Source organism: Rhizobium sp. AQ_MP (genome assembly GCF_014237835.1).
Classification (GTDB): Bacteria; Pseudomonadota; Alphaproteobacteria; order Rhizobiales; family Rhizobiaceae; genus Allorhizobium.
In genome coordinates this window covers 1-13,786 of the sequence record NZ_JACJVI010000018.1, presented here as the reverse complement: position 1 = coordinate 13,786, position 13,786 = coordinate 1, and the positions used below count along the sequence as shown (strand labels likewise).

Genomic DNA, 13,786 nt, shown 5'->3' with positions numbered 1-13,786 from the left:
TTGCAGTTCGATCGGCGCGTAACCCTGTTTTCACTGCAGAGGGCGGGATGCCACCTGCTGCCATGTTCGTTCCAGGTCGTGTTCGCGAAAATGCCTGACGAGCGCATCGATAAACAGTCGGGTACGAGCCGGGAGATGGGTTCGCGATGGAAAGACGATGTTCATTGTGAGGCTCGGCAGGGCCCAGTTGGTCAAGACCGGTACCAGACGTCCGGCCTCGACATCCTCGTGGACGACATAGGCCGGCTGCACCAGCAGCCCCATGCCCGACAGGGCCGCCTGGCGCAGAAGCTGGCCATCATTGCTTGCCATTTCGGCGAGGGCCGAGATGCGGCGTTCTTCCTTGCCGCGTGTGAATGTGAGCTGATCCCAGTTTTCCGAGAGGGTGTAAAGAAGCAGCGCGTGACGTTCGAGGTCTTCCGGCACCTGCGGAACGCCATTGCGGGCAAGATAGTCCGGGGCTGCGACGATCATGCGAGGCATCTCGGCCAGTTTGCGGATCGTGACGCTGCTGTCCACCTCGGCACGTCGCGTGCGGATGGCGAGATCAAGCCCGTTTTCGATGATGTCGCAGTAGCGGTTGGAGGCCTGCAGGTCGATGCGCACTTGCGGGTGGCGTGCCTTGAAGGCGTTGATCACCGGGATCAGGTGGAGCATCGCAAAGGAGAGCGACGCGCCAAGACGGAGCACGCCGGTCGGCTCTGCCGAAACGTGGCTGACACTTTCTTCGGCCTCCTGCAGCGTGGAGAGAATATCGCGGGCGCTGCGGGCGAAACGCTGTCCTTCGGAGGTCAGCGACAGTGCCCGCGTTGTCCGCTGCACGAGCCGCACGCCGAGGCGGTTTTCCAGGTTCGTCAAATGCCGGCTCACGCCGGAAACCGACAGACCCATTTCCTGCGCAGCTCGCGTCAGGTTCGCCTCATCGGCGATGCGCGTGAAGACTTCCAGTTCGACGAAGCGATCCATCTTGTCTACCCAATTTTTGAAGTTCCCGTTTTTTATAACGGTAATATTCACCTAAATATGCATTTTATCAAGTGGGCTGAACGGGAGTTATCGGTCTTGCGGGATCTGCAAGAATGTTTTCCGATTTACGTGATTTATCACGTTTCATTTGGCGTGCAGGATGCCGGGGTTCGCAATCGTCGCAAACAGCCGATCACGCAATATCTGGAGTTCATTGATGCCCGATGCCGGTCCCACATCTTTCCCAGTTCGTCACATCGTGATGTGGAATGTCGCGGGAAACACGCCGGCCGAGCGGAATGCGGCAATTGATACCGTACGGAATGCGTTCGAGGCATTGCGTGGCCGCATCCCGGGCCTGATCCGGCTGGAGATCGGGATCGACCACAGCCGCATCGACTATGCGTGCGACATGGTTCTCGTCACCGATTTCGACAGCGAAGCTAGCCTGAAGGCTTACGCGACGCATCCTCTGCACCTGGCCGTCCGAGACCGACTGCAAGGGTTGAGGGTCGCCCGCTATCAGGTGGACTACTGCCTCGGCTCGATGGATGCCGCGTGATGGCTGATCGAGACTTCGTCTACACCAGTCACCCCGCGCGCGTCATCTTCGGCTTCGGCACGACAGCCCGCTTGCCGGAGGAACTCGCACGTCTCGGCAAGCAGCGGGCACTGGTCCTGGCAACGCCTGCCCAGAAGAAGGAAGCAGAGACGCTGCTTGCGCTGCTCGGGCCGGCGGGTGCCGGCGTCTTCGCCGGTGCCGTGATGCACACGCCCGTTGATGTCAGTGAGCTTGCCACGAAACAGGCGCAAGCGCTTTCAGCGGATGTGCTCGTCGCCGTTGGCGGCGGATCGACGATCGGGCTTTCCAAGGCGATCGCCCTGCGCACCGATCTGCCGCAGGTGGTCTTGCCGACCACCTATGCCGGCTCCGAGATGACGCCGATCATCGGCCAGACCGAGAGCGGCGTGAAGCGGACACAGACCACGCTCAAGGTGCTTCCGGAAGTCGTCATCTATGATGTCGAGCAGACGCTCGGACTACCGGTCGCAATGTCCGGGACCAGCGGCATTAACGCGATGGCGCATGCCATAGAAGCACTTTATGCACGCGAGGCGAACCCGATCATCTCGGCGCTCGCCATCGAGGCGATCCGGTCGTTGGCGCGTGCACTTCCGATGATTGCCAAGGACCCTGGCGATCGTGATGCGCGTGCGGATGCGCTCTATGGGGCTTGGCTCTGTGGCATCTGCCTGGGGTCGGTCGGCATGGCGCTGCACCACAAGCTCTGCCACACGCTCGGCGGCAGCTTTGATCTGCCGCATGCGGAGACCCATACGATCATCCTGCCGCATGCGCTGGCCTATAACGCGCCGGCCATGCCTCAGGTGATGGAAAAGCTCTCGGGTGTTCTAGGCCCCGATCCGTCCGGAACGCTCTTCGATCTCGCTCGCGCCATCGGGGCGCCTGCTTCGCTTTCCCAGATCGGCATGCCCGAGGACGGCATCGGCAAGGCCGTGGAGAGTGCCTTTGCCAACCCATACTGGAACCCGCGTCCGCTGGAAAAGGAGGCGATCACCGCGCTGATCGTCCGTGCTTATTCCGGTGAGCGGCCTGTCATCGACTGAGGAGGACGTCATATGCGCTATTTCACCGAGGAGGCATCGGCGGAGGTCGTGAACGAACGTATGGGCCCCAAGGTCTCGCCGCGCATGCAGCGCGTGATGTCTTCGCTGGTGACCCACTTGCATGCCTTCGTGAAGGATGTGGAGCTCACGGAAGCGGAGTGGGCTACAGCCATCGATTTCTTGACCCGGACCGGGCAGCTCTGTTCGGATACGCGGCAGGAGTTCATCCTGCTTTCCGATGTACTCGGCGTCTCCATGCTGGTCGATGCGATCAACCACCGGTCTCCCGGTCAGGCCACAGAGACCACGGTTTTCGGCCCCTTCCACGTCGATGGCGCGCCGGAGCGCGAGATGGGCGCCAATATCAGCCTCGATGGCAAGGGCGAGACCTGTCTGTTCGAAGGTCGGGTGCTCGATCTCGATGGCAATCCCATTGAAAACGCATTGGTGGACGTCTGGTCGGACAATGAGGACGGCTTCTACGACGTGCAGCAGCCGGATGTACAGCCACCCTACAACAATCGTGGCATCTTCCGGACCGGCAAGGATGGCCGCTATGCATTTCGGGGCATCAAGCCGGTCGCCTATCCGATCCCTGACGACGGCCCAGTGGGCAAGATGCTGGAGGCGCTCGGACGCCATCCCTGGCGTCCGGCGCACATGCATTTCCTGGTTTCGGCACCCGGTTGCGAGCGCCTCATTACCCACATCTTCGTCGCCGGCGACGCCTATCTGACCTCTGACGCCGTGTTTGGTGTGAAGGAAACGCTGATCGTCGATTTCAAGCCGGCCGTGAGCCCCAGTGAGCGCTGGCGGGCGCATTTCGATTTTGTCCTCGCTCCTGCCGTAGCGAAGCAAGCCTGAGCCTGGACGGACAGCTGCGCCGGGAACGCAGCTGTTGAACGAACAAAACCAAACCGGAGGGAAACATTATGAAAATCGCCCAACCTGACAGTGCCGTGACCAATATCTCTGCGCAGGTCACCGCCTTTCTGTCCGCACCGAAGTGTCTGATCGACGGCAAGCCGCATGCGGCGCTGTCTGGCACGACCTATTCCGTCTTCAACCCGGCCGATGGCTCGGTGCTGGCCGAGGTCCCTGCCTGTGGCGCCGAGGATGTCGATCTGGCCGTGAAGGCGGCGCGTCGCGCGTTCGAGGGCCCATGGTCGCAGATGCTGCCCACCCAGCGCCAAGGCATTCTCCTGAAGATTGCCGATCTGATCGAAGCCCATGGCGAGGAGCTTGCCCAGCTCGAGACGCTGAACCAGGGCAAGTCGATCATGCTCTCGCGTCTCATCGAGGTTCAGTCCTCGGCCGAGTATTTCCGCTACATGGCGGGCTGGGCGACCAAGATCGAGGGATCAACGCTCGACGTCTCCATCCCGATCCCGCCCGGCATGCGCTACCAGGCCTTTACCCGCAAGGAAGCCGTCGGGGTCGTTGCAGCGATCACGCCCTGGAATTTCCCGCTCAACATGGCTGTGTGGAAGATCGCGCCGGCGCTTGCAGCCGGTTGCACGGTGGTGCTGAAGCCGGCGGAGGAAACGCCGCTCACCTCGATCCGCCTGGCTGAAATCTGCCTGGAAGCCGGCGTTCCCGAGGGCGTTGTCAATGTGGTGACCGGTTTCGGTGAGGAAACCGGAGCGCCGCTCGTTGCGCATCCCCAAGTCGCCAAGATCACGTTCACCGGCTCGACAGAGACGGGAAAGCTGATCGGCGTGCAGGCGATGAGGGACATGAAGCGTGTCACGTTGGAGCTCGGCGGCAAGGCCCCGATGATCATGTTCGACGACATGGACCTCGACCTGCTTGGCGTCGCAGCCGGCATCGGCAGCTTCTTCAATACCGGGCAGACCTGCTGCGCCGGTGTGCGCATCTATGCCCAGAAGGGCATCTACGAGAAGGCGCTGGAGGTGATCGCGAATGTCACCCGCAGTCTCGCCATCGGTTCGGGTCTCGACCCGCGTAACCAGATCAACCCGGTCGTTTCCGCCCGCCACCAGGCGCATGTGAAGGCGTGCATTGCGCGCGGCATTGAAGATGGCGCGAAGCCGGTTATCGGTGCCACGGCTCCGTCACAGGGTTTCTTCGTCGCGCCGGAACTTTTCACTGATGTGCGGCAGGACATGGCCCTGATGCAGGACGAGGTCTTCGGACCTGTGATCACCATGACGCCGTTCGACGATGCGGATGCGGCGATCGCGATGGCCAATGACACGCGCTACGGCCTTGGGGCATCGATCTGGACGACGGATATCAACAAGATGATGCGTTATGTGCCGAAGATCGAAGCCGGTACGGTCTGGGTCAACAGCCACAACATCCCGGATCAGAACATGCCCTTCGGCGGCATGAAGCAATCGGGCATTGGCCGTGAACACGGACGCGGCGCGCTCGACAATTATCTCGAGACCAAGTCCGTCTGCGTCGCATATCGATAAGGTGAAAGATTCGGGCGCTTCCGGGAAACCGGGTGCGTCCGCGCCTGGCCTCGCTATCAGCCCTTTCTCCGTCAAGCAAAAACGCCCCCGGTTGGTGCCGGGAGCGTTTTTTCATGTTTGTCCCATTGCTGGAGCCGCGTCTTCCGTCGGCAAGGCCTTACGGTTTCATTAGCACCGATTTAGACGGATAGTCGGACGCCCAGGTGGCCGGGAGCGGCGCCACGAAGACGTTTTCGGTCCGGGTGCGGGTAATCTTCCAGGTGCCGTCCGGCTCCTTGCGGAAGGTGTTGTTCAGTCGCGACGAGCGAAGCAACGCCTTGCCGTCAGAGAAAAGCCAGGGCTGCATATGGACCCACTGGCCATCGGCAGTCGTCCCGCCGTCGTGCACATGGATCTGTTCCGACGTCAGATAGTGGCAGTTGAGGATCAGCGCCGGGTCCGTCTTGCCGCCCCAGAAGCCTTCAAAATGTTTGCGGATAGCAGCGGCACCCACGGCGCGTCCGAACTGATTGTCGTAGTATTCGCCGACGCCTTCCCAGACGGCATCTTCGGTGTAGAGCTGCATGATCCGGTCGATGCGCTCCATGTCGTCGGCGACACCGAATTCGGGATTTGGCGTATCGCACAGGAACATGTAACGCGCCTGGATGCGGCGGATGTCGGCTTCCGCCTCAAGCACCTCGATGCGGCGCAACAGGGCAATGATATCGGTCTCTCCGGTCATGATTTTCCTCGTTGGAGATGAAAGTGCCTCGGCGCGGTCACGACCTCGGGATCGCTCGTCCCGTCAGCCACGCTCTGACGATGGTAGCCGGGGTCCATTCCGCGTCAAGCGGTAATATTCACGTAATTTTTGATTTAATAGGCTACGCCGATAACCCTCTGATTTATCGGGAAATTCACCGCCAGAAAACAGAATTGCAGTCGCTGCAACACTGATCTCGTGGGCCATGTGGTACAACAGAAACGCTGACCTGCTGAGGAGGCGGGCTCAGACATCCCTATCCGGAGACCGGAACGGCTTCATGCCGGGGGCGAAGCTTTGCCATCTTCCTAAGTAATTGATCTAAAACAAAAAAATATCTTCAGCGGATCAGATACCGGATTGACAGCGCGCGTTATTGCAGTAATTTTCACGTAAAAGGGAACGCGAAATGAACAGCTGGGATGGACAATACGGGAGTGCGGCGGCGACGGGTTTTGCCAGCATGCTGGCGATCGGTGTCGATGGTGGCCCAACCGTGGCGGTCAAGGACTGTCTCGATATCGCTGGTCATGTGACACGCTGCGGATCGGCAGCCTATGCGGATGCCGCTCCAGCGCTGACCAATTCCGCGGTTGTCGATCGATTGCTCGAAGCGGGATGTCGCATTGTCGGCAAGACCCGCCTGCATGAAATCGCCTACGGCATGACCGGTGTAAATGCCTATGAAGGTACGCCCGTCAATCCTCGCTGGCCTGATCGCATCCCAGGCGGTTCGTCGTCGGGTTCTGCCGTCGCGGTCGCCGCGGGCTCTGTCGATTTCGCGATCGGTACGGATACCGGCGGTTCGGTGCGGCAACCTGCGATCTGCTGTGGCGTGATCGGGTTCAAGCCCACCTTCGGACGCGTTGATCGTCGAGGGGCATTGCCGGCGGTCAGTTCTCTCGACTGCATCGGCCCCCTGGCACGAACCATCGACATGATCGACCGCGCCATGGAGATGATCGCCCCTGATTATCAGACCGAAACGCTGACGAGCGCTCCGCGCATCGCGTGCCTGGCGATCGATGAGGCCGACAATCCCGACATGATCGAAGCGCATCAGGCTCTTCGTCTAGCCGGGCTGGTGGCAGGCTCAATCGACTTGCCGGAGCTGGACGCAGCCTTTCGCGCCGGGATGACGATCATCGCGCGAGAAACACTGGATGCGAACCGGGCTCTTCTCGAGGCATCGGCGCAGTTTGGAACGGATGTCCGCCTCAGGTTGGAGGGTGCACTGTTGATCAGTGACGTCATGCTCGCCGAGGCCGAAAACATCCGAGCCACGTTCACGCAATCCGTCAACGACCGTCTTTCGAGGTTCGACGTAATTGTCACGCCGGCTCTGCCGCAGGCGCCACCGCTTCTGACGGAAGCCTCTGAACCGGCGAAGGTCCTGCCACTGACCCGGTATCTGCGGCCGTTCAACCTGTCGGGTCACCCGGCACTGGTCCTGCCTGCCGTAACCTCGAGCGGTCTGCCGTCCGGCGTCCAGCTCATAGCTCGCAAGGGTGCTGATGCACGGCTCTGTGCAGTCGCTCGCTGGCTTTGCGATCACCACCCGATGTTCTCAGACTTGAGGGGAGAAGCATGAATTCCCATAGCAGCATTGCGCCCGCCGACGCGCTGGAGGCCCTGAAGGCCCTGAAGGCTGAGATCAGTCTCAGACGACAGGAATTTCAGGATCTGCGGCATATTCCTGTCGATATCGTCCGGAGGTTCCAGGAGGTTGGCGTTTATCGTGCCTTCGTGCCGAAACGTTTCGGCGGGGACGGACTAACGCCACAGGCTTTCTGTCGGCTGGTTGAGGAGATCGCCACGGCGGATGCGTCTGCCGGCTGGGTCGCCAGCTTTGGCGTTTCGGCCACCTATCTGGCATCTCTGCCGCCAGAAACATACGCGAAGATCTACGGCAAGGACCCCAACACGGTGTTTGCGGGCGCGATGTTCCCGCCGCAAGCCGCCCGACGTGTGGATGGCGGTTTTGAAGTCAGCGGACGCTGGCCATGGGGGTCGGGCGTAATGGGGGCTTCCATCGTTGGTGCCGGCATCAAGATCGAGGGCGAGTCTAGCCCGCTGCCGCGCACGGCCATCATGCCGCGCGACAAGGTCACGGTCGACGAAACCTGGAATACGATTGGCCTCAGAGCCACCGGTAGTCATGACATCGTGGCGGACCGCGTGATCGTGCCCGAGGATTGGACGTTCATCCGCGGGGGCAAACCACAGATGGATGATATCATCTTCCGGTATCCGGCCATGGCCCTTGCAGCGCAAGTGCTGGCGGTGGTGGCACTCGGTGCGGCGCGCTCTGCGCTTGACTGGGTCCGTAGCGATGCTCTCGCCCGAACTTCGATCACAGGGGCCCCAAGCCCCGCTGCCCGGGCTTACGTCCAGATCGATTTTGCGCGTGCCGAGGGTCTGCTCGCCGGAGCGCGATCTGCCTTTTACGATGCCATTGAAACCGGGTGGCGGCAGCTGGAGAGCCAGGGCGAGATTGACCGGCCGACCCATATCCGGCTGCGCCATGCTGCCTCCAAGGCTGCGCAGGACGGGGCCGAAGCCGCTCGTATCGCCTTCGTGCTCGGCGGTTCGGATGCCATGACATCCGGCCATCCGCTGGGGCGAGCCATGGTCGATGCTGCTTGTGTCGCCCAGCATGCCTTCATCAATGCCGGCAGTTGGCAGGCAGCCGGTGCTGCGCTCTTCGAGCAGCAGACGCCGCCCGGCTACCCCTGAACACAAGATTTTCAAAAGGAGATTTCCATGTCTGAACCGACACCCATAAGGACCCTGCTCTGCCTGGCCGTCCAGCCTGCCTTCTTCGATCTGCCGTTCGGACAGATCGGCGGCGTGTGGAAGGCGACACAGGCCTTCATGGCCGGCGTCGCGAAACTCGACGGCGTGACCGTGCTTGGCACGCTTGACGATGACCAGACCCAGGTCGGCACGTCGCCTGCCTTTCCTTGGACCTGGTACATGCTTTGCGATTTCCCCGACCGGCAGTCGGTGATCGCGGCCTGCAACCTTCTGCGCACGATCGTGGTCGATGAGGAAGATCATCGGCTCTGGAAATACATGCGCGTCGAAGCCCGCATGGGCCGCGCGCTCACCATTCCCGAACTCTGAGAACGGATAGGAGCTGTCATGTTGAACGCAGCAGAAAAACTCAGCGATCTCGACGCCCTTTACTCGCCCGAAGCCAAGGTCGCGACCGCAATGTACGAAGATGCCGACCTTTTCGGCCAAGAGATGGAGCGGATCTTCAAACGCACCTGGGTTTGGGTCGCCCATGCAAGCGAGGTCGCGGACAAGGGATCTTTCAAGCTGTCGAATGTCGGCCTGGAGCCGGTCATCGTCGTGCGTGATCGCAAGGGCGACATCAACGTCCTCGTCAACCGCTGCCGCCATCGTGCCGCAACGGTATGCGAGGTGAAGAAGGGAAAGACCTCATCCTTCCAGTGCCCCTATCATGGCTGGGGTTATGGGCTGGATGGCTCGCTGCGAGGACTGCCCTATCCGGAACAGTATGGCGAGGATTTCGACAAGGGCGCGCATGGCCTCAAGTCTCTGCGTACCGAAAGCTATGCCGGTATGATCTTCGCCACCTTCAATGACGAGATTGAGCCGCTGGTCGATTTCCTCGGGCCGGGCGTTTGTCGCTACATCGATCTGTTCATGAAGCAGGGTGGCGGCTTCCCGGTGAAGGTGCTCGGCGAACACCAGTTCACGGTGCCGATGAACTGGAAGATCCAGCTCGAAAACACGACCGATGCCTATCACTTTCCCGTCGTGCACAAGAGCTTCATGCAGTCGCTCGACGGCGATGCGGAGGAGGCCTTCAAGTTCCTCGACACCGGCAAGGGTTATGTCGAGGATCTTGGCAACGGCCATTCCGTCATGGTGATGATCCCCGAGCGCATCGATCTCGATGAACATCTCGATGATCCGATCGAAGAGCGTTTCATGCCGCTGGTGCATGAGCTTCGCGAATATGGGTATCCGGAAGACCAGGTCTTGAAGATCGTGCGTGCCGTGGGTGGTGCCGGCTTCAATCTCAACCTCTTCCCCAACGTCTCTCTTTCTCTGGCCTTCTTCCGCGTACTGACCCCGGTCAACGTCGAGCGCACAGATATTCGCCATATCGCGATCGGGATGGATGGCGGACCGGCGGCGGCCAATCGCGCGCGGCTTCGCCTGCACGAGCATTTCCAGGGCCCCATGGGCTTCGGATCGCCCGACGATGCCGAAGTCTGGGAGCGCGTCCAGCGCGGCACGAAAGGGGGCGAGGATCTGCCCATTCTGGTCAACCGAGGCCTCGTTGACGAGCAAGCTGGTGACCTCGGTCCGCGTGGTCATATCAGCGCTGAAACCGGCATGCGTGCCGCCTATCAGATGTGGAAGAGGATGATGTCGGTATGAATATGATGGTCAAAACCACGGACTTGGTCCTGCTGCAAAAGGTCAGCGCTTACCTCTGGGCCGAAGCGTCGCTTCTGGATAGCAAGGACTACGATTCTTGGCTCGCGCTCTGGATACCGGAAGGCTTCTACACGCTGCCGATCGGCGAAGGTGATGATTTCGATAATCAGCTGAACCTTTGCCATGACAATGATCGGATGCGGCGAGACCGGATCCAGCGCTTCCAGCAGGGCTTTTCGATCTCGTCGGCCCCGCCAGCGCGCACAGTCCGCACCGTGTCGCGTTTCGTCATCGATGCCGTCGAGGGGGATACAGTCACGGTTTCCAGCGCCGAGCAGGTGGTCGAAGACAAGTTCGGCCGACAGCGCATCTGGGCCGCCAATGTGCGCCATGTGCTGGTGGCTTCGGGCGAAGGCTTCAAGATCCGCAGCAAGGTGGTGCGTCTTCTCAACTCGGATGGGATGCTGAATTCGTTCAGCTATTTGTTCTGATGGCGGCACCCCTTCCTGAAAAAATGCAGACGGCGGTCGTTACGGGAGCCGCTCGCGGGCTTGGTGCCGAGATCGTCCGGTCACTTCACCGTGCCGGTTTCCGCGTGGTGATCACCGATGTGGATGCGGAGGCGGGTACAAGCCTCGCCTCCGAACTGGATCTCGCGGGTGAGACGGCGGTGACCGCGACGCTTGACGTATCGAAGCCCGAGGACTTCCAGTCTGTCCTCGATCGGTGTGTCGAGCGCTGGGGGTCGGTCGAGGTGCTGGTCAACAATGCCGCCCGCACGGCGGTGAAACCGCTGCTCGACATCGATCCGGCAGACTTCAATGCGGTGCTCGCCACGAATGCCGGCGGCACTTTCGCCGGCAGTCAGATCTTCGGTCGCCATTTCAAGCATCGCGGCTTCGGCCGCATCGTGAACCTGGCCTCGCTCGCGGGACAGAATGGCGGCACGGCAACGGGTGCCCACTATGCCGCCTCCAAGGGTGCCATCCTGACGCTGACCAAGGTTTTCGCTCGCGACCTCGCGCCTTTCGGCGTGACCTGCAACGCAATCGCCCCCGGTCCTATGGATACGCCCATGGTGCGGTCTGTCATCACGCCGGAGAAAATGGCAGCCGCGCTCGCGAATATTCCCGTGGGAAGGCTGGGCGACCCTGTCTTCGTCGCCGAGCTTGTTGCTCTCCTGGCCGGTCCAACGGCTGACTTCGTCAACGGCGCCTGCTGGGACGTCAATGGCGGCATATACATGCGGTGAGGTGGACTATGACTTCGCAAGGCTTGACCCTGAAAATTGCCGAACGGCTGGAAGAGCCAGGTAACATTCTTCGCCTGAGATTGGCACGGCCGGATGGCAGGCCCTTGCCGAAATTCGAAGCAGGTGCGCATCTCGACCTGCGGCTCAATGACGGCAAAGTCGATCTGTGGCGCCAGTATTCCCTGTGTTCGGATCCTGCGGAAACGGGTTTCTACGAGATTGGCGTATTGCTCGATCCGAAGACACGCGGCGGCTCCGCTGCGGTTCACAAGCTGGCTCTGCCGGGCGTGGTTTTCGAGGTCGATGGTCCAAGGAACCATTTTCCGCTCGCCGAGACCGCCCGAAAAACCGTCCTGTTTGGCGGGGGGATTGGGGTAACGCCGATGCTTGCCATGGCGCGACGGCTGGATGCGCTCGGTCGAGATTTCGTGCTGCACTATTGCACGCGCTCCCGCGCCGTCACGGCGTTTTGCCAGATTATCGCGCATGCGCCGTGGAAGGATAAGGTTATCTTTCACTTTGACGATCAGGCGCCAGAGCAAAAGCTGGATCTGACTCGTGATTTGCCCCCTCCGGCTGCCGATACGCATCTTTATGTCTGTGGGCCCCAAGGTTTCATGGATTGGGTGATTTCCGGTGCTGAGGCGGCCGGACATGCGTCTGCAAATATTCATCGCGAGTATTTCAGCGCCGACGTGGACACATCGGGCCAAAGCTTCGAAGTGGAGGCGCGCCGCTCGGGCATCACGGTCACCGTCGGCCCGCAGGACACGATCGCCAAGGCCCTCGCCAGATCAGGTGTAAAAGTCGAGGTCAAGTGCGAGGAGGGGGTCTGCGGCACCTGTGTAACGGATGTGCTGGATGGAAAACCCGACCATCGTGACAAGTTCCTGACCGACGACGAGCGGGAGGAGGGCACGATGATCTGCGCCTGCTGTTCGCGGTCCTGCAGCTCGAAACTGGTTCTGGATGTTTGATGCGCCAAGGCGCCAAGGAGGAGATCATGACAATGCCGCAGCCGACTGAAGCCGCTTTGACCTTCCGGGAGGGCATGAGCCGTCTTGGTGCTGCCGTGACACTGCTGACATCGGACGGCCCTGCAGGTCGCCATGGCATGACGGCTTCGGCCGTGGTTTCTGTTACGGACAGCCCGCCGACCCTGATTGTCTGCGTCAATCGCGGCATCCGTTGTCACGATCTCTTCGTCGAGAACGCGGTGTTAGCCGTCAACGTCCTGGGTGGGCGGCATCAGGATCTGTCGCGCCGTTTCGCCAGCAAGGATGTGGGTGATCGTTTCGATGGCGCTGACTGGATTACGCTTGCAACGGGGGCTCCGGTGCTCGACGATGCCGAAGTCGCCTTTGACTGCCGGATCGTCGACGTCCGCTCCGTCGGCTCCCATTCGGTTCTCACGTGCGAGGTCGATGCGGTGCGCCTGCATTCCGATCAGCCGGAAAGCCTCATCTGGTTCGGCCGTCACTTCCACCACCTCCAGGCCGAAGCCGCACGCTGAAGCATGGGCTGCCTACATGCGCTTCAGCTGAAGGAACACCTTCTCCAGAATGCTGTTGAGCATCTCCATTTCCTGATTGCTCACGGAACGGAAGGCAAGGTCGAAGATGTCGAGCACTTCTTCGAGGGCGAGCGCACCCATGCGCTGGCCTTCTGGTGTCAAGCAGACCTCTGTTGCGCGCGCGTCACTCGGCCGAACACGGGTTGTGACGAGCCCGTCGGCAATCAGTCGCTGCACCACTTTGGTCGTCGTGTTGAGCCGCATTGCGGAAAACTCGGCAATCTCGGAGACGGACAGATAGGCGTCCTCGCTCAGCGACATCAAGACCCGCCAGCGTGGTGCATCGATGCCCATGGGCTTCAGGCGCTTTTCCAGAACCTGCACATAGCGCTGGTCAACACGGCTGATCCAGTAGAAAGGCCAGGTCTTTTTGGAATGTGGGGTGACAATCTTGGCGCTCACAGCGACTCCAATCTCTCATTCACCAGGCTGTTTATATCAATTTTCACGGTAAGTTTACGCTTATTCTGTCAGGGTGGCGCTCGTCAACGCCAAGCGGTTCACCAACAGACATATCAAAAGTCGACTTTGCTGGTGTGCGTAAAAGTCATTTTGCCTGTTTCCGGAGCAATCTCTGGCCGCGCTGCGAATAGGCGTCGCTCCAGGTGTCGATTCTCTTGGCCACAAGATCCGAAATTAGCAATTTTTTATAGACGTGCCGCCACACTTCGGAAACGCCAATCAAGTCCAGACCAAGCCACTGTTTGGGTTGGGTCTTTGCTCAAGGAAAGCCAATGACCAAGACTCTCGCATTCAAACTC

General features: G+C 60.6%; 15 protein-coding genes. 12 read left to right on the top strand and 3 right to left on the bottom strand.

What is annotated here, in order from left to right:
- Positions 1-30: 30 nt before the first annotated feature.
- Complete coding sequence (locus H6M51_RS20470; protein WP_185811657.1) at positions 31-966, bottom strand: LysR family transcriptional regulator; 936 nt, start codon at positions 964-966, stop codon at positions 31-33.
- A 217-nt stretch (positions 967-1,183) separates the two neighbouring features.
- Here H6M51_RS20470 and H6M51_RS20465 point away from each other — a divergent pair, with 217 nt between their 5' ends.
- The 4 genes from H6M51_RS20465 to H6M51_RS20450 all read left to right on the top strand — a co-directional run bounded on the left by H6M51_RS20465 (position 1,184) and on the right by H6M51_RS20450 (position 5,036).
- A complete protein-coding gene (locus H6M51_RS20465; RefSeq protein ID WP_185811656.1) occupies positions 1,184-1,528 on the top strand; it encodes a Dabb family protein in 345 nt (114 codons plus the stop codon).
- Positions 1,528-2,595: a maleylacetate reductase gene (locus tag H6M51_RS20460; protein WP_185811655.1), complete on the top strand. Its 1,068-nt coding sequence runs from the start codon at positions 1,528-1,530 to the stop codon at positions 2,593-2,595. Before H6M51_RS20465 ends, H6M51_RS20460 begins: the two co-directional genes overlap by 1 nt.
- A 12-nt stretch (positions 2,596-2,607) precedes the next feature.
- A complete protein-coding gene (locus tag H6M51_RS20455; protein WP_185811654.1) occupies positions 2,608-3,459 on the top strand; it encodes an intradiol ring-cleavage dioxygenase in 852 nt (283 codons plus the stop codon).
- A 68-nt stretch (positions 3,460-3,527) separates the two neighbouring features.
- Complete coding sequence (locus H6M51_RS20450) at positions 3,528-5,036, top strand: aldehyde dehydrogenase (RefSeq protein WP_185811653.1); 1,509 nt, start codon at positions 3,528-3,530, stop codon at positions 5,034-5,036.
- A 157-nt stretch (positions 5,037-5,193) separates the two neighbouring features.
- Here H6M51_RS20450 and H6M51_RS20445 read toward each other — a convergent pair whose 3' ends face one another.
- On the bottom strand, positions 5,194-5,760 hold the full coding sequence (locus H6M51_RS20445) for a nuclear transport factor 2 family protein (RefSeq protein WP_185811652.1): 567 nt from the start codon (positions 5,758-5,760) through the stop codon (positions 5,194-5,196).
- 430 nt (positions 5,761-6,190) lie between these two features.
- On the opposite strand from H6M51_RS20445, the gene H6M51_RS20440 reads away from it, so the two are divergent.
- From H6M51_RS20440 to H6M51_RS20405, 8 genes are all read left to right on the top strand, one after another.
- The gene (locus tag H6M51_RS20440; protein ID WP_246780609.1) at positions 6,191-7,372 is read left to right on the top strand and encodes an amidase; all 1,182 of its coding nucleotides are present in this window, start codon (positions 6,191-6,193) and stop codon (positions 7,370-7,372) included.
- Positions 7,369-8,517 (top strand): acyl-CoA dehydrogenase family protein, encoded by a 1,149-nt coding sequence (locus tag H6M51_RS20435; protein ID WP_185811651.1) that lies wholly within the window; start codon positions 7,369-7,371, stop codon positions 8,515-8,517. The genes H6M51_RS20440 and H6M51_RS20435 overlap by 4 nt, the downstream gene beginning before the upstream one ends.
- Positions 8,518-8,544: 27 nt before the next feature.
- Entirely contained in the window at positions 8,545-8,907 is a 363-nt protein-coding gene (locus H6M51_RS20430; RefSeq protein ID WP_185811650.1) for a hypothetical protein, read from the top strand.
- Positions 8,908-8,925: 18 nt separating this feature from the next.
- Positions 8,926-10,200: an aromatic ring-hydroxylating dioxygenase subunit alpha gene (locus H6M51_RS20425; protein WP_185811649.1), complete on the top strand. Its 1,275-nt coding sequence runs from the start codon at positions 8,926-8,928 to the stop codon at positions 10,198-10,200.
- Positions 10,197-10,691, top strand: a complete 495-nt coding sequence (locus H6M51_RS20420; RefSeq protein ID WP_185811648.1) for an aromatic-ring-hydroxylating dioxygenase subunit beta — start codon at positions 10,197-10,199, stop codon at positions 10,689-10,691. Before H6M51_RS20425 ends, H6M51_RS20420 begins: the two co-directional genes overlap by 4 nt.
- Positions 10,692-10,714: 23 nt before the next feature.
- A complete protein-coding gene (locus tag H6M51_RS20415; RefSeq protein ID WP_246780608.1) occupies positions 10,715-11,452 on the top strand; it encodes an SDR family NAD(P)-dependent oxidoreductase in 738 nt (245 codons plus the stop codon).
- Positions 11,453-11,679: 227 nt separating this feature from the next.
- Positions 11,680-12,429: a PDR/VanB family oxidoreductase gene (locus tag H6M51_RS20410; RefSeq protein ID WP_246780607.1), complete on the top strand. Its 750-nt coding sequence runs from the start codon at positions 11,680-11,682 to the stop codon at positions 12,427-12,429.
- Between the two features lie 26 nt (positions 12,430-12,455).
- Positions 12,456-12,965, top strand: a complete 510-nt coding sequence (locus H6M51_RS20405) for a flavin reductase family protein (protein WP_185811645.1) — start codon at positions 12,456-12,458, stop codon at positions 12,963-12,965.
- A 12-nt stretch (positions 12,966-12,977) separates the two neighbouring features.
- Here the strand turns inward: H6M51_RS20405 and H6M51_RS20400 are convergent, their stop codons facing one another.
- Positions 12,978-13,427 (bottom strand): MarR family winged helix-turn-helix transcriptional regulator, encoded by a 450-nt coding sequence (locus H6M51_RS20400; RefSeq protein ID WP_210314893.1) that lies wholly within the window; start codon positions 13,425-13,427, stop codon positions 12,978-12,980.
- Positions 13,428-13,786 lie beyond the last annotated feature (359 nt).

What these genes read in the sequence shown, in the direction of transcription:
- H6M51_RS20470 (WP_185811657.1), bottom strand. Translation starts at nt 966, where the DNA reads ATGGATCGCTTCGTCGAACTGGAAGTCTTCACGCGCATCGCCGATGAG.
- H6M51_RS20465 (WP_185811656.1), top strand. Translation starts at nt 1,184, where the DNA reads ATGCCCGATGCCGGTCCCACATCTTTCCCAGTTCGTCACATCGTGATG.
- H6M51_RS20460 (WP_185811655.1), top strand. Translation starts at nt 1,528, where the DNA reads ATGGCTGATCGAGACTTCGTCTACACCAGTCACCCCGCGCGCGTCATC.
- H6M51_RS20455 (WP_185811654.1), top strand. Translation starts at nt 2,608, where the DNA reads ATGCGCTATTTCACCGAGGAGGCATCGGCGGAGGTCGTGAACGAACGT.
- H6M51_RS20450 (WP_185811653.1), top strand. Translation starts at nt 3,528, where the DNA reads ATGAAAATCGCCCAACCTGACAGTGCCGTGACCAATATCTCTGCGCAG.
- H6M51_RS20445 (WP_185811652.1), bottom strand. Translation starts at nt 5,760, where the DNA reads ATGACCGGAGAGACCGATATCATTGCCCTGTTGCGCCGCATCGAGGTG.
- H6M51_RS20440 (WP_246780609.1), top strand. Translation starts at nt 6,191, where the DNA reads ATGAACAGCTGGGATGGACAATACGGGAGTGCGGCGGCGACGGGTTTT.
- H6M51_RS20435 (WP_185811651.1), top strand. Translation starts at nt 7,369, where the DNA reads ATGAATTCCCATAGCAGCATTGCGCCCGCCGACGCGCTGGAGGCCCTG.
- H6M51_RS20430 (WP_185811650.1), top strand. Translation starts at nt 8,545, where the DNA reads ATGTCTGAACCGACACCCATAAGGACCCTGCTCTGCCTGGCCGTCCAG.
- H6M51_RS20425 (WP_185811649.1), top strand. Translation starts at nt 8,926, where the DNA reads ATGTTGAACGCAGCAGAAAAACTCAGCGATCTCGACGCCCTTTACTCG.
- H6M51_RS20420 (WP_185811648.1), top strand. Translation starts at nt 10,197, where the DNA reads ATGAATATGATGGTCAAAACCACGGACTTGGTCCTGCTGCAAAAGGTC.
- H6M51_RS20415 (WP_246780608.1), top strand. Translation starts at nt 10,715, where the DNA reads ATGCAGACGGCGGTCGTTACGGGAGCCGCTCGCGGGCTTGGTGCCGAG.
- H6M51_RS20405 (WP_185811645.1), top strand. Translation starts at nt 12,456, where the DNA reads ATGACAATGCCGCAGCCGACTGAAGCCGCTTTGACCTTCCGGGAGGGC.